Genomic DNA, 20,220 nt, shown 5'->3' on the forward strand with positions numbered 1-20,220 from the left:
CAAATCAGGCTGAATGCCCCGTTTCAACTATGCTTACAGGCTAGATGTAAACATTTCGCAGCCATCGCCCTCGTCCGTTGCCTTAGCACTCAGCGATGATGTGAAAGCGCCAACAGCGTCTCCCTGTGCCGCGACCGGGGCCAATGACGATGTGAACATCTCAATCCCTTCTCCAGCACCGGCAAAAGCCACCACATTTGGGCCAAGGCTCGAGGTGAACATTTCAACACCGTCCCCTGTCGCACCATCTGCTTGTGCAGTTGGGTTCAAGCTCGAAGTAAACATTTCCACGGCCTCGCCTGTATTCATGTCGTCGGACATCACAGGCCCAAGCGATGATGTGAACAAACCTGTTTCCTCGCCGCCGTGCAGGCTGGGCGTGGCAACTTCTGTGACTGCCAATGATACGTTTTGCATTTTACGTTGTGTGTGCATAATTTTCTCCCGGAATAAATTTCGACCTCTAAACGATTACACGTTTAAATTGTTTTTCAATATATTTTTCACCCAAAAAACTTATCCCCAGGCCACTGGACGGCGTGAAAAAAATAACCGCATGGTTTTCATTCTGAAAATAGGCCCGCATGATATTGATAAAAAGTTATGCACAGCCCCGTATGTTGGCTGGCACTTATGGTTATACCCAAGATAATGCGAATCAACCTTAAAGAGATTTACCTTTTACCCCGATCATAATCACCGGCTTGCCAGTGGGGCCGAGCTGGGCGATAGATGCAGACAGGTCTTTGAAAGGTGCATCATGAAAATCGCCAGCTTCAACATCAACGGTATCAAAGCACGCATTCAGGCCTTGCCAGATTGGTTGGATGAGACACAACCAGATGTCGCCCTGCTACAAGAGATTAAATCTGTAGACGAGGCCTTCCCACGTGAAGTCTTTGAGGAACGTGGCTACCGCGTCGAAACCCACGGGCAGAAAAGCTTTAACGGCGTGGCAATTCTATCCAAGCTACCTCTTGAAGATGTCTCACGCGGGTTGCCCGGTGATGGTAATGACGAGCAGGCGCGCTGGATCGAAGCGACAGTTATCGGCGACAAAACCGCTGTCCGCGTCTGTGGACTTTACTTGCCCAACGGCAATCCGGTTGAGATCGAAGACGGTGCCCCGGTTCCGGGTGGTAAATATGACTACAAATTAAAATGGATGGACCGCTTGCACGCCCGCGCGCAGGACCTTCTGGCATCGGAAGAGCCGTTTTTGATGGCTGGCGACTATAATATCATCCCCCAGGATGAAGACGCCAAAAAGCCAGACAGCTGGCGCGAAGACGCCCTTGCCCGCCCCGAAAGCCGGGCGGCATTTCGGCGGTTGCTTAATCTGGGCTTTACCGAAGCATTTCGCGCACGCACGCAGGGCCCCGGTCATTATTCCTTTTGGGATTATCAAGCTGGCGCATGGCAGCGCGACAATGGCATTCGTATCGATCACTTCCTGCTTAGCCCGCAGGCTGCCGATATGATGACAGATTGCCAGATCGACAAGGAAATCCGCGGCCGAGAGAAACCATCAGACCACGTGCCAATTTGGGTTGAGCTCGACGCATGATACAGGGCTTTGATGTCATTGTGGTGGGGGCTGGCATGATGGGAAGCGCGGCAGCGCGCCATCTGGCCAAATCCGGAGCCTCGGTTGCGGTCATCGGCCCGAGCGAGCCTGACGATAAAGCCAGCCATACCGGTGTCTTTGCCAGCCACTACGATCAGGCCCGCATCACCCGCAGGCTGGCCACCAGCGCCGATTGGTCGCGCTTGTCGACCAATGCCATCAATCGGTATGCCGAGATAGAGCAGGAAAGCGGGCAACAGTTCTATCACAACGTTGGTGCGATGATGGCCGGATACACAAATGGGCCGGAAAGCGCATTCATCAATAAGGTTGAGGCCCTGGACCGCGACCTCAACATCAAAGCCACTCGTTATCAGGGACAAGAGTTGCGGGACCACTTCCCCTGCTTCACCTTCCCCGAAGACACTCGCGCCTTTTATGAGGCCCATGATGCCGGCCACATTAACCCACGCCACCAAGTGCAGGCCGAGATCATCGCAGCACAGCGCGCCGGTGCCACATATATTCAAGCTGAAATTGTAGACATCGCGGAAACCACCCAAGGCACGGCCCTGACCGCGGCAGACGGGTCACGTTACCATGCGCAAAAGGTCATTGTGGCCACAGGTGGGTTTTCGCATTCCACAGGCCTTCTCCCTAACCCGGTGCCACTGACTGTCTATGCGCGCACCATCACATTCTTTGAATTGGACGCCGCCGAATGCGCGCGTCTCAAAGACATGCCTTCGCTGATCTATGTACGCAAGGGATTTACCGAGGGCATATATGCACTGCCCCCAGTACTTTATCCGGATGGCAAAACCTATATCAAGATCGGTGGAGATCCGTCAGATATAGCGCTGGAAACAGATCAGGACATCAAGGAGTGGTTTCGCACGGACGGCAGCTCCGAAGTCCGTGATTTACTTGCCCAAGAACTGCTAGGCTTTATGCCGGAACTGAAATACCACAGTATTTCATCTGGCAGTTGTGTGACCTCTGTCACACCAACCGATATGCCGCTGATCTATCCCCAAACAGATCGCATCATCGCCTTGACTGGTGGGAATGGTGCCGGGGCCAAATGTGCGGACGAGCTGGGCCGACTTGGAGCCATGGTGGCAAACGGTCAGTCGCTGGACAAAGAAGGCTACGACGCCCGTTTCACCCCAGAGGCTTAACGCGCCAGATCCCGCATCCCGCGATCAAGCCCTTCAAGCGTCATCGGCACCATGCTATCTTCAAATATATCACGGATCATCTGAATCGATTGCGTATAGGGCCAACTGCGCTCCATCACTGGATTGATCCACAGGTGATCGGGCCATTGCGTGCGGGCGCGTTCCAACCAAACCTGTCCGGCCTCGGCGTTCCAATGCTCATTGGCACCACCGGGATAGGCAATCTCATAGGGCGACATCGAGGCATCCCCAACAAAGATGCATTTGTAATCAGGTCCATAAGTACGCAACACTTCATCCGTTGGAATTTGTTCATTCCAGCGACGTGAGTTGTCGCGCCACACGCCCTCGTACAGACAATTGTGGAAATAATAGTATTCCAGATGTTTGAATTCGGCCCGGGCCGCCGAAAACAGCTCTTCCACCAATTTGATATGCGGATCCATCGACCCGCCAACATCGAGAAACAACACCACTTTGACCGCATTGCGCCGTTCGGGCCGGGTTTGGACATCCAGATAGCCATGTTCAGCCGTGGCCCGAATTGTGCCTTCGAGGTCCAGTTCTTCATTCGCCCCGTCCCGCGCCCATTGCCGCAGGCGCTTCAGCGCCACCTTGATGTTGCGTGTCCCCAGCTCGACCGTGTCATCGAGATTGCGGAACTCACGTTTATCCCAAACCTTGACTGCACGCTGGTGGCGGCTTTCATTTTGGCCGATGCGCACGCCTTCCGGATTATAACCGTAGGCCCCAAAGGGTGAGGTCCCGGCGGTGCCGACCCACTTATTCCCACCCTGATGCCGCCCTTGCTGTTCCTTCAGGCGCTCTTTCAGGGTTTCCATCAACTTGTCAAAACCGCCTAGCGCTTCAATCTCGGCTTTCTCTTCAGGACTGAGAAATTTCTCGGCCATCTTCTCCAGCCACTCTTTCGGCAGATCAACAGCATCGACCACATCCTCGGCTGAGATTTGATCAAGCCCTTCAAAACTGGCGGCAAAGGCACGATCAAACCGATCGATCAGCCGTTCATCTTTGACCATCGCGCTACGGGCAAGGTAATAGAACCCTTCCACATCATAGAGCACGATATTGCGGTTCATCGCCTCAAGAAATGTGAGGTACTCCCTGAGTGAAACCGGGAGACCCGCCTGTCGAAGGTTTTCAAAAAACGGCAGGAACATCTGTGATTACAATGAGCTGCGATGAACGATTAGCGTCACGAACAGGCCCACCAACGCAAGGATCAGGCAATAGACAAAGGCATATTGCAAAATATCTGCTAGCTTGCCTTTGCGCCGCTTCGCCACTACTGCACCAAGGATGGCACCGATTACTGCCCCGAAAATCACGAACATCTGCTGTCTACCTGCCTGTTATTGCCGCGGGCTGAGGGCCGAGATTTCGCGCAGCTTTGCCCGAATAACCCAATCCGCGCCGAACCCGTAGCGTGCCCAGCCGATACTGTCCAGACGTGCGGCATGCGCCTCGCTTGCCCGGCCCTGCATATCCAATGCTTCAGCTTTCAATAGCAGCAACGTCGCCAGTAACGAGGCGTTTTCATACCGCTTCGCAACTTCAATCTGCGGCGACACCAAGTTTAGCGCTGCCTTGGCATTGCCTTCGTTGATTTCATGCGCGGCCAATTGCGAGGCCGAATAAGCACGGTGCAGCTCGGCTCCCGGAGTCTGGCGATAAAACTGATCTGCAATCAGGAACTGCTGCTTGGCAAACGCCACATCATTAGGCTGCGTCAATCGTCCCAAGGCAAAATGACTAAAAGCCCGACGGTGATCGGCCCAACCCGCCCGCTGCGCGGTCCGCAAGGCGTTTTGCGCCGCATTTTGGCGCTGCGCCGGGCGCGCACCGGGGCCAAGCGCGGTTTGGATATCTCTCACCCAGCTACGCGGCGTGGCCTTTGGATAGCGCGCGGCAATGCTTTCGCCACGTGGGTTCAGCCGCGCCAGTATACGTGGCAATCGCGCGGCAACTTCGCCCCGGCTCATGCCGTTGCGCAGCTCTGGTGCGTAATACGCACGCAAAACCAGCATATCAAAGCCGGTCAAAATAGTGTGAACATTGTCATCATTAAACACGCTGTCAGGCAAACGATACAAATCATTGAGCGGTCCCAACGCCTGTGCCAGTTCTTCATGCAGGCAATCTCGCACTTCCTGGGGGCTGGAATCACTGGGCAGGAATATCGCCAGCTTTTCCCGTTTCTCCAACAGTCCCCAATTGGTCGCTCGGCTGTTTTTGGCTCTACGATAATCCGACAGCTTATCAATATTGGGCACAACAAAACAGGCAGCCTTGGGCAGTTGCCGTTGGATTTGTGCCCGTGTCACAGCCTGAATGGTGATATTGGCCTGTGCAGCATTGGTACGCCGCACGTCAATGCCCGCCTCGTTGCGCAACCTGCCAATCAGACGGTCCAAATCGGGGATAAGCGTTGCCACAGGTGCGCCAGTGACCCGCACACTGATCGGCTCTTCAAAACGGGTGAACTGGCTCAGTTCCCGGCCCGATTCCAGTTCAAACGCCAGATCTAGAAAATCGCGGGTGATATCCCGGTTTGATCGCATGGGCACTGTCGGACGTGTCGGGCCAAAGGTTTTCATAGCCCGGACCGCCTTTTCGTCAGGCATCGCTGCACGCGTCGGCTGATCACTGGGCGTATTGGAATCGCAGGCAATAAGTGCCAAACACAAAGGCATAACCCAAATCTTGTGCAATGTTTTACGAAGCGATGCTTGTGCTTCAGTCATTGCCATCACGACGGTGGGTTCTGAGTTGTGTTTTATAAACGGCAATAGCTCATCCTGACTACAAAGGTCACCTCTGGCGTCGCGCCATAAAGGCTAGACGTTCAAACAGGTGCACATCCTGTTCATTCTTTAATAGCGCACCGTGCAATTTCGGCAAGGCATCTGCCCCATCGCGTTTCAGGTCCTCGGATGTCAGATCTTCTGCCAGGATCAACTTCAACCAGTCCAGAACCTCCGACGTTGATGGTTTCTTTTTCAACCCAGCTTGTTCACGGATCTCATAGAATTGCGTCAATGCAGTGGTCAGCAGCGCTTCTTTTATGCCCGGATGATGGACTTCAACAATCTTTTTCATCGTCTCTGCATCCGGGAAGCGGATGTAGTGGAAAAAGCAGCGCCGTAAAAACGCATCAGGCAATTCTTTTTCGTTATTGGACGTGATGATTACAATCGGCCGGTGACGGGCGCGAACGGTTTCACCTGTCTCATAGACGTGAAACTCCATCTTATCGATTTCTTGCAACAGGTCGTTGGGAAATTCAATATCCGCCTTGTCGATCTCATCAATCAACAACACCAGCTTCTGATCTGCATCAAAAGCCTGCCACAGCTTGCCTTTCTTGATATAGTTAGCGACGTCATGCACGCGCTCATCACCCAACTGGCTATCGCGCAGACGGCTGACCGCATCATATTCATACAGGCCCTGCTGTGCCTTGGTCGTGGACTTGATATTCCACTCAATCATCTCCAACCCCAGCGCCTGCGCCACCTGACGGGCCAGCTCGGTTTTGCCGGTCCCCGGCTCTCCCTTGACCAACAAAGGCCGTTCTAACGTAACGGCAGCGTTTACAGCTACTTTCAGGTCATCGGTGGCAATGTAGGCATCGGTGCCATGAAACTTCATATTCTTAACCTTTTTCCGCCATTCAGGTGCTCAGATCAGGCGCACACTAGTGCGTTGCATCAAACACATCAATGCGGTGTAATTGCCTAGTGACAATCCCCCATTGTGAGTGTAAATGCTGCGTCGAGGAGAGCACGGTGCCCGAGCATATTTCATGCCGGTAACCAGCCTTTTACAAGGGGACCACAATGAAAGCCGAAGCTTTTGTGACTGACGATTATCGCCCGGCCGAAGATGAACCATTTATGAACGACCGGCAGCTTGACTATTTTAGCCGAAAATTGCTTGCGTGGAGAGAAGAACTGCTTGAAGGCAGCCGCGACACCATCGAAGGATTGCAGGATGGCACACGCGCCATCCCAGATGTCGCCGACCGCGCCAGTGAAGAAACAGACCGCGCACTGGAATTGCGCACCCGTGATCGCCAGCGCAAGCTGGTTGCCAAGATCGACTCCGCCCTGCGTCGCATCGACGAAGGCGAATATGGGTATTGCGAAGTAACTGGCGAGCCCATCAGCCTCAAACGGCTGGATGCACGTCCAATCGCAACCATGAGTCTTGAGGCACAAGAACGCCACGAGCGCCGCGAAAAAGTTCACCGCGACGACTGATCGCAGATTAAATATCAATGTTTTAAACGCCGGGGCTTTTGTTCCGGCGTTTTTCGTATCAACTAGGTCTTATGACATTGGATGGAATGAAAATCGCCATTATCGGCGCAGGTATAGGCGGGCTGGCAGCAGCACGGGCGCTGGCCCTGCGTGGCGCAAAGGTGACGGTGTTAGAACAGGCCGATGCTATCAAAGAAGTCGGAGCGGGCATCCAGATCAGCCCGAATGGCTTTGCTGTGCTGCATGCGCTTGGCCTGGGCAACGATCTACGCGCCCAATCGGTGCAAGCTCAGGCTGTCAATCTGATTGATTATCGTGGCAAACATATCACCCGCCTTGATCTGGGACAGTTGGAAAATCAATCATACTATTTCACCCACCGCGCTGATCTGATCAATCTTTTGGCAGATGGTGCACGGGACGCCGGTGCTAAACTGCGCCTGCTGCAAAAGGTGGAACAGATCGAAATGGGTAGCACTCCCGTCATCCACATGGCCAACGGGGCCAGCATGTCTGCCGACCTGGTGATCGGTGCTGATGGCCTGCATTCCATTACACGCACTGCAATTAATGGCACCAGCTGGCCGTTCTTCACAAACCAAGTCGCGTGGCGCGCCGTTATCCCAAATGACTTTGACCGCGGGCCTGAGGTGCATTTGCATATGGGACCGCACAGGCATCTGGTCAGCTATCCCCTACGCGATAGGTCTCTACTGAATATTGTGGCCGTGCAGGAACGCGCGGCATGGACAGAGGAAAGTTGGAGTCAGAAAGATGATCCCAGCACGCTGCAGGCTGCATTTTCAGATTTCTGCCCTGAAGTGCGTCAAATGCTTTCACAGGTGAATGACGTGCATCTGTGGGGCCTGTTCCGTCACTCTGTTGCGCCGCTCTGGCACACCGAAGGTGTCGCCATTTTGGGTGATGCCGCCCATCCCACTCTCCCCTTCATGGCGCAGGGCGCATCAATGGCGCTGGAAGACGCCTGGGTTCTGGCGGATGTACTCTCAAGTTCCAGCCCTCTCTCGCAACGGTTGACCACTTATCAGTCCAGACGCGAAACCCGAGTGCGCAAGATTGTCGACACTGCCAGTGGCAATGCATGGAAGTACCACCTGTCCTTTCCTCCGCTTCGCTGGGCAGCTCATAGTGCCATGCGACTTGGTGGCTCCTTAGTCCCTGATAAAATGCTGCACCAATTCGATTGGCTTTATAGCCATGACGTCACAAAAGCCCCGGCAAACCCCCGCTGATCTACAGGCATACGGTAGAATCTCAGGCCACTCTCTGGCATGGTTACGTCAAGTAAAACACACCGGCCAACATCGAGCAGAGCCGGAAAGATAAAACATAAACAGAAAGGCCACCTATCCCGTGACCGCACTCACCCTCGCCCGCCCGGAAAACATTGATCGCCTGTTGCGTCTGGTTACGGATTTTCACCTCGAAGAAGGCATTGAGCAAAGTGAAGGCACACGTCACGACGCGCTGATGCCCCTGCTCGAAGGTTCCCCTCATGGTGCGATCTACTTGCTAGGGCCAAGTCGCGCGCCCATCGGTTATATCATCATCAGTTTTGGCTGGTCGGTAGAATTTGCAGGTCTCGATGGTATGATCGACGAGATTTACATCCGTCCCAGCGTGCGGGGACGTGGTATCGGTTCCGAGGTGCTCAATGCTCTGCCCAAAGCACTTGCAGGTGCGGGCCTCAAGGCGCTGCATCTAGAGGTTAACCGCGACAACCCACGTGCCCGAAAGCTTTATGAAAAACTCAGGTTCGCCCCGCGAGAAAATTACATATTGATGTCACGCAAGCTTTAGCTTTCTGATCTCGGCCTTATAGTGGCAGCATGAGCATCACGATCCCATTTGAGAACAGTTACGCACGCCTGCCGGATCCCTTTTTCAGCCGTCGCAATCCGACGCCAGTGAAAGATCCGCAGTTGATTGCCTTCAACACCGAACTTGCCACTGAGCTGGGCATCACAACCGAAGGCAACGATGATCTGGCACAGTATTTTTCCGGAAACACCATCGCCGCGGGGTCCGATCCACTGGCACAGGCCTATGCCGGGCACCAGTTTGGAGGATTTTCACCGCAACTGGGCGATGGTCGTGCCAATTTACTAGGCGAGGTTCTCGACACCGGCGGTCAGCGTCGTGACATCCAGCTCAAAGGGTCCGGTCCTACACCCTATTCCCGAAACGGGGACGGGCGCGCATGGCTAGGGCCGGTATTACGTGAGTATGTCGTGTCCGAGGCCATGCACGCCCTTGGCATCCCCACCAGCCGTGCATTGGCCGCCGTCACCACCGGCGAATCCGTCTACCGTGAACAAGGTGCCCTGCCCGGTGCCATCTTAACCCGCGTGGCCTCCAGCCACCTCCGCGTTGGCACCTTTCAATTCTTCGCAGCCCGGCGCGACACTGAGGCGCTAAAAACTCTTTTCGACTACACTGTCACCCGGCACTACCCTGACGCTGAAACCCCAACCGACTTGCTAAATGCTGTCATCGACCGACAAGCGCGACTGATTGCGCAGTGGATGGGTGTGGGGTTTATCCACGGTGTAATGAACACCGACAACACCACCATTTCCGGTGAAACCATCGATTACGGCCCCTGCGCCTTCATGGATGTCTTCCACCCTGACATGGTGTTCAGCTCAATCGACACCCAAGGCCGTTATGCCTATTCCAATCAACCCAATGTGATTGTCTGGAACATGGCGCAGCTGGCCACCTCTCTGGTGCAGATCATGCCCAACCGTGATCAGGCCGTGACAGATTTCACCGAGGCCGTGCATGCCATGCCCGACGTTATCCACCGCTATTGGCTGCAGATCTTTGGCCGCAAACTGGGGATCACGAACGCCACGCCCGAAGATGAAACCCTAATCATCGGCTTGCTAGAGATCATGGCCAATAACCGTGCCGACTTCACCAACACCTTCCGCGCCCTTGGCACTGAAAAAGCGCGTGATCAATTCCTAAACCCCAAAGACTTCGACACTTGGGAGGTTGATTGGAAACAACGCCTCAACGGCGAATCTAATCCCGAAAGCATTATGCAGGCCAGCAACCCTTGGATCATTCCACGCAATCACCGGATCGAAGAATTGATTCAGGCCGCCGTTGCCGGTGATTATACCCTCTTTGAAACACTGCGTGGTGCTCTTGCAACACCATTTACCCCGCAGCCAGAGCTTCAGCCCCTCACTCATGCCCCGACATCAGATCAAGTGGTGCGCCAAACCTTCTGCGGAACATGAAAATTCCGCCCGTTGCATCTGACCCTAAACATCTCCACCGGAGGTAATCCCGAGGCGGAGACCGCAGGACGACAACGAGAAAACCTGTGCGCCGCAGGCGCTCCTTGAGGGCACGCCATAACAATAAAACGACATTCCCTGTCGGCGCACAACAAGACGTGAACCTTTTCCCTTCGCACACTCAGCGAATTGAAAAGCGAAAGGATCCCGCATGCCCCTGCATTTTGACGCTACCGAATATGCCGCCCGTCAGGCCCGTGCCACGCAGGCCCTTCAAGAGGCAGAGCTGGACGCGCTGATCATGTTCGCGCCTGAAAGCCACTTTTGGCTTTGCGGCTATGACACTTTTGGCTTTGCGATGTTTCAGACGTTGGTTTTGACGGCGAACGGCGACCTGCACCTGCTCACTCGCCTGCCCGACCTGCGACAAGCGCGGCTGACCTCTTCCCTGAGTGAAGAACAAATCCACATCTGGACAGAAGTCGAAGGTGCAACCCCGGCGCAAGACTTGGTGAAGCTCCTGCAGCAGTTAGGCGTTGCCGGGGGGCGTCTGGGATTTGAGAGCCAAACCGCCGGCCTCACCGATTTCAACGGCCAGATGCTACGCGCCGCCCTGCCCAATCTCCAAGATCACTCTGACCTGATCCGCGCCTTGCGCCGGGTTAAATCCCCTGCAGAAATCACCATGCACCGTAAGGCGGCAGCGCTGTCTGATGATGCGATGGATGCAGGTCTTGCCGTAACCCATGCTGGCGCGTTTGAGGGCGACGTTCTGGCCGCCATGCAGGGTGCCGTGTTCAAAGGCGGCGGCGATTACGCGGGCAATGAATTCATCCTCGGTTCCGGCCCCGGCGCACTGCTGTGCCGTTACTATTCTGGCCGCCGTCATCTGGATGCGCAGGACCAAATGACGTGGGAATGGTCCGGGGCATATGCGCGTTATCACGCGGCCATGATGCGCACGGTTGTCATCGGCGCGCCGAATGACGCCCAAAAGCGCATGCAAGCTGCCGCCGAGGAAGCCATCGCAGCCTGCGAGGCCGCAACCCGCCCTGGTGATCCGATGGGAAATGTTTATGACGCCCACGCCCGGGTGTTTGATGCCCACGGCCTCAGTCACGCCAAAATGCAGGCCTGCGGATACGGCATGGGCGCGGTATACAACCCGATCTGGGTCGATTTTCCGATGTTCTATCAGGGCAATCCCCTGTTGATGCAAGCCGGTCAGGTGTTCTTTTACCATATGATATTGATGGACAGCGAAGCAGGCCTTGCCATGTGTCTTGGCCATTCCGTGCTGGTCACAGAAACCGGGGTAGAGCGCCTGTCACGTCAGCCGCTTGATATGTTGGTGCGGTAGAGGGTTAACCACCCAATCACACTTGCACCGTGTTCGCTCATCCCTATTTTTTGCTCACCGTTCGCAAATCATCCTGTTGCCATTTCAATTCTCGCAACTGGCGATTTAGACGGCCCACAAATAATACCAGTATTATAAATACAGCCACAGACGCCACATTCACTTTGATCAACAATCGTTCACGCTCCAGCCATTGGTCGTGCATCCCGCCCGCAAAGGGCGGGTATTTTAATCCGAATGGCGGATATAGCATCGACCACCCCATCACAAATATGGCACTGATCAGGGCAATCAGAACAATGCCCCGCTTGCGCTGGCAGGTTCTGAACTTTCGCTCTACATCAGAAATTTCTTGGTCAAGCTGATCTATGTGAGAATGCGTCACTCAAGCCTAATCCCAAGCGCTGCAAGCTTTAAGCGTCTCTTCAACCAAATCGTTTTTCTTTTTCAGCAGTTCATCGCGCTTTTTAACCGATCTGGCAACCAAGTGGCTAAACAACATAATCAACATTAGTGGGAGGAGGAAGAACGCCGTTCCAGCAAACTGAACATATTGTTCTTGAACATCAAGCCAGACAGGTAATCGCGGCAAGGCACCCCAATTTTTGCTATTCCTCCAAAACATCCAAAGACAACTCGCGAACGTCATTAAAAGATACAACGCGCCTCTGCATTCGGCCGCTATAATACCGGCACTTAGCTCTCTTATTTCTCTTCCGATTTTTTGCATGATCGTGCCGTCTTTCTTTTTCAGCAACACTACCGTTAAGATTGAAATTATCAAGCGGGATCACCCGAATTGACTAAACTTAACGTGTAAAATATTCCCCGAGCTGGCCCGCCCTCTTGCCCCATCCGTTAATCCACGCCATATCAAACCCATGATCCGCTTTACGCCCATCCTGTTGGCCATACTCTACGCCTTTGCCATGTACCGGTTTTCGGTCTGGCGCACCAAGCGCGAGCTGGATGCTCAATCGACCGAGCTGGCAGATCCAAACCTCAAAGACATGACCGATAAGCTGGCCAAAGCGTTGGATCTGCCGCGCATTCGGGTGAACATCTACGAAATTGACCCGGTGAACGGCCTTGCCGCCCCGGACGGACGCATTTTCATCACCCGTGGGTTTTACCGTAAGTTTCTCAATGGTGAGGTCACCGCCGAAGAACTGGCCAGCGTCATCGCGCATGAATTGGGTCATGTTGCGCTTGGTCATACCCGCCGTCGGATGATTGACTTTTCCGGCCAGAACGCCTTGCGCACGGCCCTGGCCATGGTGTTTGCCCGCATTCTGCCCGGTATCGGTGTCTGGGTGGCCAATGGCATCACCACGCTTTTAGCCGCGCGCCTATCACGTGGGGATGAATATGAGGCGGATGAATACGCCGCCGCCCTGCTGACCAAGGTCGGGATCGGTGTGGCACCACAGATTTCCCTGTTTGAAAAGCTGGACGCGATGACAAAATCCCGCGCGGGCGTGGCCCCCGCTTGGTTGATGAGCCACCCCAAAACGCCCGAGCGCATCAAAGCGATCCGTAAGTTGGAAAACAAGTGGGCCAAGGGTAGCTGACAGGCTGAATAACGACGCCAAGTGACCACAATTATTGATGACCTCCATCACAAAATAGCAAAAAATTCAGAACTTTACATGAATACATTGTAGTGTGATCAATTTAGGCTGTGGTCATAAGATCCAGCCTCCAAGGAACCGGCATGTCACTCGCGCTATTAATCATCGTGGTCCTAAGTTGGGGGTTTTCTTGGTACGCGATTGAACTGCAAATCGGAGAAATACCTGCACTGGTTTCCATCACCTACCGCTTTGTCCTGTCCACTGCGATGTTGGTACTTTTCTTACTGCTTAGCGGTCGATTCCGGCGTATTCCGCTCAAAGATCATGGGCTGGTGGCCGCGCTTGGCTTTTGCCTCTTCAGCATGAATTTCTTCTGCATGTATCTGGCGGCGGGCTATTTCCCCAGTGGGCTCCTGTCAGTCATCTTTGCCACAGCCGCCATCATGGGGGCGTTCAATCAAAAGCTCTTTTTTGGCAAGCCATTGAACAGCCGGGTGCTGCTTGGGGCGGCGGCAGGTCTAATCGGGCTAGTTCTACTATCGTGGGATGACATCATCGGCACCGGGGGCATTCCCCCACTCTTTATCGCCCTCCCGTTCATTGGTACCTATCTGTTCTCACTGGGAAACCTATTATCAGCACGTCTGTCGCGAGATCATGACCTGCCTAACATCGTGGCCTATGGCATGGGTTACGGTGCACTGATCTGTCTGGCGGTCTGCCTAATGGCCGGGCTGCCCTTTCCGATCCCACAAGGGGCGACGTATTGGGGCGCGATGATCTATCTGTCAGGGATCGCTTCGGTACTGGCCTTCCTGACCTACCTCAACCTTGTCAAACGCGAGGGCCCGGCGCGTGCCGCCTATGCCACCGTGTTGTTCCCGATTGTAGCGATGCTGGTTTCCACGTGGTTGGAAGGGTTTGAATGGACAGTCTACAGTGCGCTCGGCCTTATTATGGCATTGGGAGGCACCGCACTGGTGTTTAAGCGCCCAAAAGCGGCGCAATTTTCAAGGGTTTGAAGTTAAAGCCTTGCCCAATCGCGGCAAACGCGCCTTTTTCATCAAGCCACGCATGTCCCACTCTTTGCCAGACAAACGATTGGCCGTTTCCAAAACACGATCTGCAACGCATTCAACCACATCAGGTTGTGCGCTCCAGACCCCATGTAGGAATCCATCTGGTTCAAATCGAGACAACCCTTCCTCGCCAAGGATATTTTGTGGAAAGTCTTTTTTATTCAGCGTGATGATGCCATCTGCTGATGCCGATATTGCCGCCGCCAGCACATGAATATCTGCTGGATCCGGTAACCAAAGCCGCGCTTCCAAACCGGGTGATGCGGGCACTTCAGCCTTGGGCCAGCGGGCTTTCAACAAAGCTGCCTCTGCCCCAGCCTGCACCACACCGTCTGGTCCCAGCTTGATTGCTGCACGCTGCCATTCTTCGATAATGCGTGCCGACCAATAGGGCCGATACACGCCCTCTGCCGCGACGCCCAACAGCATTTCGCGCATCACCGTGGGGTAGATAACACAGGTATCAAGCAGCAGCTTCATAGCCTGATCATAACCTGTAAAACAGCGCCTTGAGATACCCAGATTCAGCCAATTGCAAATGCTGTGGATGATCCGGCCCGGCATATCCGGTGTGGATCAACTGACCGACGCGCCCAGCCCGGCCAATCCCGCGAGAGGAGGACGCCCGGAACTTGCTCAGGTCTGCCGCATGTGAACACGAGCACAAACCAAGATAGCCGCCCTCAGCAACCAACGGCGCCGCCAGCCGTGCAATGCGCTCATAGGCGCGCAAACCCGCCTCCATTGCTTTCTTTGAGGGCGCAAAGGCAGGTGGATCACAGATCACCAAATCAAATGTCTCACCCTCTTCCGCCAGTTTGGTCAGTACATCAAAAGCATCGCCTTTGCGGGTCTCAAACTGATCTGCTTTGCCCATCGCCTGCGCCCCGTCGCGTGCCAGCGCCAAAGCGGGATCAGATCCATCCACCGCCAAAGCACTAGTTGCCCCATTCGCCAAGGCCGCCAGAGAAAACCCACCAACATGCGAAAACATGTCCAGCACCCGTGCATCTTTGGCAAAACGGGCGGCAAAGGCGTGGTTGGGGCGTTGGTCAAAGAACAACCCGGTTTTCTGTCCGCCTGACAGATCGGCCATATAGGTCGCACCGTTCATTGGCACTGGCACGGGTGCATCGGGCATTTTCCCGGCCAATACGGCGCTGACATCATCCAAACCTTCCAACCCACGCGCTCGGCCCGAGGCGTTTTTGTAGATGGTTTTTATCCCTGATATTTGCCCCAAAGCGGCTGTCAGCTCTGGCAGCAGGTTTTCAATCCAGGCGGCATTAGCCTGCACCACGACAATGTCACCAAACCGGTCAATCACCACGCCCGGCAGGCCATCCGCCTCGGCATGAATCAAGCGATAGTAAGGCTGATCATACATCGTTTCGCGCAGGGCCAGCGCACGTTTGATCTTTTGCTCCAGCCAGCCTTGATTGATCTCGGCCGTCAGATCCAGATCAAGAATACGCGCAAATAAGCGCGACATCGGATTGACCGCCACCAGCGCAATCGGGCGACGCTCTGCGTCTTCGAGAATGGCCAAAGACCCCGGTGCAATATTTTTAGTGCGCCGGTCAGTGACGATTTCATTATCATAAATCCAAGGCACGCCGTGCAAAAACGTTTGCGGGCGAACTTTGGGCATAAGGCGGATCACGGGGAGAGATGCAGTATTCATGCCCCCCCATAACGCCTTTGTAGGACCTGCGAAAGATTAGATTACATCGCAAATCCATAGAAAACCGAACGTGATTCAGTCGCGCGACCGCGACCGCCAACCACCGCGACGCCGTGGTTTTTCCGCCTTTTGCAAGCCTTCTGTTAGCACCTGCGTCATTGGATGATCAGGGTGTTCGCCCTGATACTGCTCCAGCGTGCTTGTGATGGACGCGGCCATGTCCGCCCCATCCGGCAATGACAAAGCCCAATCCAGAAAGATCGAGCGGCATTCACCAGCTGTAATGCCTTCAATGCGATAAGATTCCTGCATCAACCCTTTGCGGTCCAGCGGATCACCCTTCATGCGCGCTATCCTCTTGTGGCACTCTCAACACTCTATCGATCACCACAGCTGCCAGCGCAGAACATTCGGCCAACGCCTCAGCCAGCTCTGCCAACGTCTGATACCCTGTATCGCGCAATACAAACTCCGATCCACCTTGGCCAATCTTTTCCGCCTCAAGGGGTTTCTCCCCCAGCAAACGCGCGGCCTGATGCAGTTGCCAGCAAAGCCCATGTGCCCGACTTAATGCTGCGCTATCCGCGTCACTCAGCCAACCACAAGCGACACCGTATTGTAATCCATCCGTAGTCGTACGCCCGCCCCCCCCCGCCATTAGCGTTGCGGACTGTGCAATCAGCTCGATGTCCTGCAAACGCCCGGCTCCAAGCTTGGCATCCCAAGGCCCTGCCGGGGTTTTGGCACTGGCAATGCGGTCACGCATTTCAGCAACTTGCGCGCAGATTTGCACGCGCGTACGTAGCTTCTGGGCCAAAAATTCAACCCGGAACACCTCAAACTCCTCCATCAACGCAGCCTGCCCCGCGATAGCGCGCGCCCGTGTCAGAGCCAGATGTTCCCAAACCCAGGCCTCATTGCGCTGATAGGCCTGATAAGCTGCCCAAGCGGTGGCCACTGGCCCCTGATTGCCCGAAGGCCTGAGCCGCATATCCACCTCATAAAGCCGGCCCTCAGACATCGGCACGCTCAGGGCGGTGATCATCGCCTGTGTCAATCGCGCGTAATACTGCCGGGTCGCCAAGGGGCGACGTCCGTCCGAGGCTTCCACCCCGTCAGCCTCATAGACCACGATCAGATCCAGATCCGAACGCGCATTGAGCAACCCTGCCCCCAATGAGCCCATCCCGATGATCGCAGCACCCTGTCCCGGTGGTTGGCCATGTTTTTGCGCAAATTGATCAACCACTATGGGCCAAAGCGCCGCAATCACCGCGCCCGCCAGATCGGCATATTGCTGCCCGGCAGCGTCGGCATCGATCACCCCACGCAACAGATGCACGCCGATCCTGAAATGCCACTCTTTGGTCCAGCGACGGGCGGTGTCCAGCTTGCGCTCGTAATCGTCCTGCTGCGCCAATGCACCAGATAATTCCTGCTCCAACGCTGCACACCCCGGCCAAGGCGCAAAAAACGCCCCAGCGATCACCGCCTCAAACACACTGGCATTGCGCGAAAGGTGCGTGGCCAGTGATGAAGACGTGCCTGCAATATCGACCAACAAATCCACCAGATGCGGATTGGCCTCAAACATCGAAAACACCTGAACACCAGCGGGCAAACCGGCCAGAAAGCCATCAAACGCCAGCAAAGCCTCATGCGGGTGGCTGCTTCTGGCAAGCTTAGACAGGATATCGGGGCGTAGTCTGCGAAAGATCTCCAAGGCGCGGTTTGAGCGCAAGGCAGGATAGCTAGGCCAACGAGCAATAATCTCGCTATCAAGTGCGGCGTGATAGTTATCCGGGACGATCTCGGTTTCATCGGGGGCAAAAAATCCCTCGATCAGATCGTGCACTTCGGTCAGATTATCGCGCAAATCGTGTTCTAGGTCGACACGATCACGGCCCATAAAGGCGGCCAGTCGGTCAAACTCCTCATCTGACGTTGGCAGATTATGGGTCTGGGCGTCCCGCAGCATCTGCAAGCGATGCTCAACCTCGCGGTGCGATCGATAGTGGCGCACCAGAACTTCAGCAGCCTCTTGCGGCACCCAGCCTTTTTCGACCAGTTTCCCCAGACCTTCGACCGTGCCCCGCACACGCAAGTCCCGGTCACGCCCCCCCGAAATAAGTTGCCGGGTCTGGGTGAAAAATTCGATCTCGCGGATACCACCGCGCCCCAGCTTCATGTTGTGCCCAAACAGATCCAGCCGTCCGCCCAGCCCCTTATGCTCGCGAATGCGCAAACGCATGTTATGCGCGTCTTCAATGGCGGCAAAATCCAGATGCTTGCGCCAGACAAATGGTTTTAGCCGCGCTAAAAACCCTTCGCCAGCCTCAACATCCCCGGCGCAAGGCCGTGCTTTGATATAAGCCGCGCGCTCCCATGTGCGCCCAAGGCTTTCATAATAAGCTTCAGCCCCCGCCATGGCCATACAGACAGGTGTGACTGCCGGATCGGGCCTCAGGCGTAGATCGGTACGAAAGACGTATCCATCTGACGTTCGGTCATTCAGCATCGCTGCCATCCGGCGGGTCGCCCGGATCAACGAACTACGCGCCTCTTGATAGGCATCCGTCGAAAACCGGGTTTCATCGAACAGGCAAATCAGGTCAATGTCAGAGCTGTAATTCAGCTCCCCAGCGCCCATCTTTCCCATCGCTAGGGCGACCATACCACCCGCCTGCTCCAGATCATCCTCGGTAATCTCAGGCAACTTCTTGCGCCGCACTTCCGCGCCAACCTCTGCCCGCATTGCCAGATGGACAGCGGTGTCAGCAAAATCTGTCAGGACCTGCGTGACCGTTTCTAACGGCCAGACCCCCGCCAGATCAGCCAATCCCGTCAGCAAGGCAACTCGGCGTTTTGCCACGCGCAGCTCTTTCGCCAGTTGATCCGGAGCAACCTGTGGCAAGTGTGTGAATAGCTGTTGGATCGCCATCTCAGGATGATCCAAAGCCCCGGACAACCATGCAGCTTCCTGTGTGGCCAACATTTTAAGATAGGGGCTGCATCCCCCAGCGCCCGCCAGCAATTGCCGGGCTTCGATGGGCAGCCCGCCAAACAAGTCCTGCAATTCCTGCCCCTGCTCAGCATCGTAAACATCCGAGCACCGTGTCATACGCGAAATAAAATCCATATCCCCGTGATACCGACGTGGTCAAAGCGGTCAATGTAAAAATAATTTACATTGACCCTTGCACAAATTCGATATGCCCCCATTTCATTAATGTGAAAGACATTCACATTGCGACACACACCGAAAGGATCTCAAATGACCAGCGCCAGCCACATCACACCCGCCCCTCATCCGGCCGGTTGGCTTTCGCGGGCAGAGCAATGGCTGGACAGCAAGGGCAAAGCCGCCTGGATTGTCGCCACTGTACTGGCCTTCATTCTGTTCTGGCCCTTGGGCCTTGCACTTCTGGCTTATATGATATGGGGAAAGAAAATGATTTGCACATCGTCACGCCAAAACGGATGTTCCTTTAAAAACCGCTCAACAAGCCATCGTAGCAGTGGCAACTCTGCCTTTGATGCGTACCGCGAAGACACCTTGCGACGTCTCGAAGATGAGCAACAGAACTTTGAAAACTTCATGCAGCGTCTGCGCGATGCCCGCGATAAAGTTGAGTTCGACCAATTCATGAATGAGCGAGAGAAAACCGCAAAATCTCAAGCTGATGAAGCCTAAACCAGATCTGGCCCGCACCTTGCGGGCCACGCCCACCCCTCTTATCTAAAGTGGTATGATGCACGCTTATTCCTCTCTTCCTGATCCGGATTATCAAGCCGAATTTTATCAGGATATTCCGACAAAACGTCTGGTTGCCTGGCTTGCCGATATGCTCGTCATAATCCTGATCTGCTTACTGATCGTTCCGTTCACGGCCTTTACAGGCTTGTTCTTCTTTCCCTTTCTGATGCTGATTGTGGGCTTTGCCTACCGAGTAATCACACTCGCCAATCAATCCGCAACATGGGGCATGCGGTTAACCGCGATTGAGTTCAGAACCTCCGATGGGCAGCCTTTTACCCTACAGATGGCATTTCTGCATACGCTCGGCTATTCCGTATCGATCGCGTTCTTTCTGCTGCAGGTGGTTTCCATCGTACTGATGTTGACCACAGCCCGGGCACAGGGCCTGACCGATCATTTCCTTGGTACAGTGGCATTAAATCGGCGCGCGCGCTCCTGATTGCACTTTGGGCAAACATGT

The 20,220-nt window shown here is 54.9% G+C and carries 22 protein-coding genes; 11 read left to right on the forward strand and 11 right to left on the reverse strand.

Annotated features, from left to right (window positions below; translation table 11 throughout):
• Positions 1-33 precede the first annotated feature (33 nt).
• Positions 34-435 carry a DUF6749 family protein gene (locus D9A02_RS14115; protein ID WP_120501557.1) on the reverse strand — a complete coding sequence of 134 codons (402 nt, stop codon included), beginning with the start codon at positions 433-435 and terminating at the stop codon, positions 34-36.
• A gap of 325 nt (positions 436-760) precedes the next feature.
• Here D9A02_RS14115 and xth point away from each other — a divergent pair, with 325 nt between their 5' ends.
• Together xth and D9A02_RS14125 are read left to right on the forward strand one after the other, a co-directional pair.
• Positions 761-1,567 (forward strand): exodeoxyribonuclease III, encoded by an 807-nt coding sequence (xth, locus tag D9A02_RS14120; RefSeq protein WP_120501558.1) that lies wholly within the window; start codon positions 761-763, stop codon positions 1,565-1,567.
• Positions 1,564-2,748 (forward strand): FAD-binding oxidoreductase, encoded by a 1,185-nt coding sequence (locus D9A02_RS14125; RefSeq protein WP_120501559.1) that lies wholly within the window; start codon positions 1,564-1,566, stop codon positions 2,746-2,748. Before xth ends, D9A02_RS14125 begins: the two co-directional genes overlap by 4 nt.
• Here the strand turns inward: D9A02_RS14125 and D9A02_RS14130 are convergent.
• The 4 genes from D9A02_RS14130 to D9A02_RS14140 all read right to left on the reverse strand — a co-directional run bounded on the left by D9A02_RS14130 (position 2,745) and on the right by D9A02_RS14140 (position 6,420).
• Positions 2,745-3,929, reverse strand: coding sequence for a VWA domain-containing protein (locus D9A02_RS14130; protein WP_120501560.1), 1,185 nt, complete (start codon positions 3,927-3,929; stop codon positions 2,745-2,747). The two genes, D9A02_RS14125 and D9A02_RS14130, sit on opposite strands and share 4 nt — an antisense overlap.
• Positions 3,930-3,935: 6 nt before the next feature.
• Positions 3,936-4,103, reverse strand: coding sequence for a hypothetical protein (locus D9A02_RS19255; protein ID WP_162933077.1), 168 nt, complete (start codon positions 4,101-4,103; stop codon positions 3,936-3,938).
• Positions 4,104-4,121: 18 nt separating this feature from the next.
• Positions 4,122-5,513, reverse strand: a complete 1,392-nt coding sequence (locus tag D9A02_RS14135) for a DUF2927 domain-containing protein (protein WP_174232037.1) — start codon at positions 5,511-5,513, stop codon at positions 4,122-4,124.
• A 67-nt stretch (positions 5,514-5,580) separates the two neighbouring features.
• Positions 5,581-6,420 carry a MoxR family ATPase gene (locus tag D9A02_RS14140; protein WP_120501561.1) on the reverse strand — a complete coding sequence of 280 codons (840 nt, stop codon included), beginning with the start codon at positions 6,418-6,420 and terminating at the stop codon, positions 5,581-5,583.
• 188 nt (positions 6,421-6,608) lie between these two features.
• Between D9A02_RS14140 and dksA the strand changes: the two genes are divergently transcribed.
• The 5 genes from dksA to D9A02_RS14165 all read left to right on the forward strand — a co-directional run bounded on the left by dksA (position 6,609) and on the right by D9A02_RS14165 (position 11,663).
• Complete coding sequence (dksA, locus tag D9A02_RS14145) at positions 6,609-7,031, forward strand: RNA polymerase-binding protein DksA (RefSeq protein ID WP_120501562.1); 423 nt, start codon at positions 6,609-6,611, stop codon at positions 7,029-7,031.
• 71 nt (positions 7,032-7,102) lie between these two features.
• Positions 7,103-8,284 (forward strand): FAD-dependent monooxygenase, encoded by a 1,182-nt coding sequence (locus D9A02_RS14150; RefSeq protein WP_120501563.1) that lies wholly within the window; start codon positions 7,103-7,105, stop codon positions 8,282-8,284.
• Positions 8,285-8,405: 121 nt separating this feature from the next.
• Positions 8,406-8,852 (forward strand): N-acetyltransferase, encoded by a 447-nt coding sequence (locus D9A02_RS14155; protein WP_120501564.1) that lies wholly within the window; start codon positions 8,406-8,408, stop codon positions 8,850-8,852.
• Between the two features lie 29 nt (positions 8,853-8,881).
• Positions 8,882-10,303, forward strand: a complete 1,422-nt coding sequence (locus D9A02_RS14160) for a YdiU family protein (RefSeq protein WP_120501565.1) — start codon at positions 8,882-8,884, stop codon at positions 10,301-10,303.
• 211 nt (positions 10,304-10,514) lie between these two features.
• Positions 10,515-11,663 carry a Xaa-Pro peptidase family protein gene (locus D9A02_RS14165; RefSeq protein WP_120501566.1) on the forward strand — a complete coding sequence of 383 codons (1,149 nt, stop codon included), beginning with the start codon at positions 10,515-10,517 and terminating at the stop codon, positions 11,661-11,663.
• A 43-nt stretch (positions 11,664-11,706) separates the two neighbouring features.
• Here D9A02_RS14165 and D9A02_RS14170 read toward each other — a convergent pair whose 3' ends face one another.
• The gene (locus D9A02_RS14170; RefSeq protein WP_120501567.1) at positions 11,707-12,048 is read right to left on the reverse strand and encodes a hypothetical protein; all 342 of its coding nucleotides are present in this window, start codon (positions 12,046-12,048) and stop codon (positions 11,707-11,709) included.
• A 6-nt stretch (positions 12,049-12,054) separates the two neighbouring features.
• On the reverse strand, positions 12,055-12,447 hold the full coding sequence (locus D9A02_RS14175; protein WP_162933078.1) for a hypothetical protein: 393 nt from the start codon (positions 12,445-12,447) through the stop codon (positions 12,055-12,057).
• A 97-nt stretch (positions 12,448-12,544) separates the two neighbouring features.
• Here D9A02_RS14175 and D9A02_RS14180 point away from each other — a divergent pair, with 97 nt between their 5' ends.
• Positions 12,545-13,234, forward strand: coding sequence for a M48 family metallopeptidase (locus D9A02_RS14180; RefSeq protein WP_120501569.1), 690 nt, complete (start codon positions 12,545-12,547; stop codon positions 13,232-13,234).
• A gap of 143 nt (positions 13,235-13,377) precedes the next feature.
• The gene (locus tag D9A02_RS14185) at positions 13,378-14,259 is read left to right on the forward strand and encodes a DMT family transporter (RefSeq protein WP_120501570.1); all 882 of its coding nucleotides are present in this window, start codon (positions 13,378-13,380) and stop codon (positions 14,257-14,259) included.
• Here the strand turns inward: D9A02_RS14185 and D9A02_RS14190 are convergent.
• The 4 genes from D9A02_RS14190 to D9A02_RS14205 form a co-directional block, all read right to left on the reverse strand.
• Complete coding sequence (locus D9A02_RS14190; RefSeq protein WP_120501571.1) at positions 14,248-14,796, reverse strand: RSP_2648 family PIN domain-containing protein; 549 nt, start codon at positions 14,794-14,796, stop codon at positions 14,248-14,250. The two genes, D9A02_RS14185 and D9A02_RS14190, sit on opposite strands and share 12 nt — an antisense overlap.
• A gap of 7 nt (positions 14,797-14,803) precedes the next feature.
• Positions 14,804-16,000: an RSP_2647 family RNA methyltransferase gene (locus tag D9A02_RS14195; protein ID WP_120501572.1), complete on the reverse strand. Its 1,197-nt coding sequence runs from the start codon at positions 15,998-16,000 to the stop codon at positions 14,804-14,806.
• A 75-nt stretch (positions 16,001-16,075) separates the two neighbouring features.
• Positions 16,076-16,345 carry a hypothetical protein gene (locus tag D9A02_RS14200; protein ID WP_120501573.1) on the reverse strand — a complete coding sequence of 90 codons (270 nt, stop codon included), beginning with the start codon at positions 16,343-16,345 and terminating at the stop codon, positions 16,076-16,078.
• On the reverse strand, positions 16,335-19,139 hold the full coding sequence (locus tag D9A02_RS14205; RefSeq protein WP_120501574.1) for a glutamine-synthetase adenylyltransferase: 2,805 nt from the start codon (positions 19,137-19,139) through the stop codon (positions 16,335-16,337). Before D9A02_RS14205 ends, D9A02_RS14200 begins: the two co-directional genes overlap by 11 nt.
• Before the next feature lie 135 nt (positions 19,140-19,274).
• On the opposite strand from D9A02_RS14205, the gene D9A02_RS14210 reads away from it, so the two are divergent.
• Both D9A02_RS14210 and D9A02_RS14215 read left to right on the forward strand, forming a co-directional pair.
• Complete coding sequence (locus D9A02_RS14210) at positions 19,275-19,694, forward strand: DUF2852 domain-containing protein (RefSeq protein WP_120501575.1); 420 nt, start codon at positions 19,275-19,277, stop codon at positions 19,692-19,694.
• Positions 19,695-19,749: 55 nt separating this feature from the next.
• Positions 19,750-20,199, forward strand: a complete 450-nt coding sequence (locus D9A02_RS14215; RefSeq protein ID WP_120501576.1) for an RDD family protein — start codon at positions 19,750-19,752, stop codon at positions 20,197-20,199.
• The last annotated feature ends 21 nt before the right edge of the window (positions 20,200-20,220 follow it).

The sequence above is a fragment of the Roseovarius sp. EL26 genome (assembly GCF_900327775.1).
GTDB lineage: Bacteria > Pseudomonadota > Alphaproteobacteria > Rhodobacterales > Rhodobacteraceae > Roseovarius.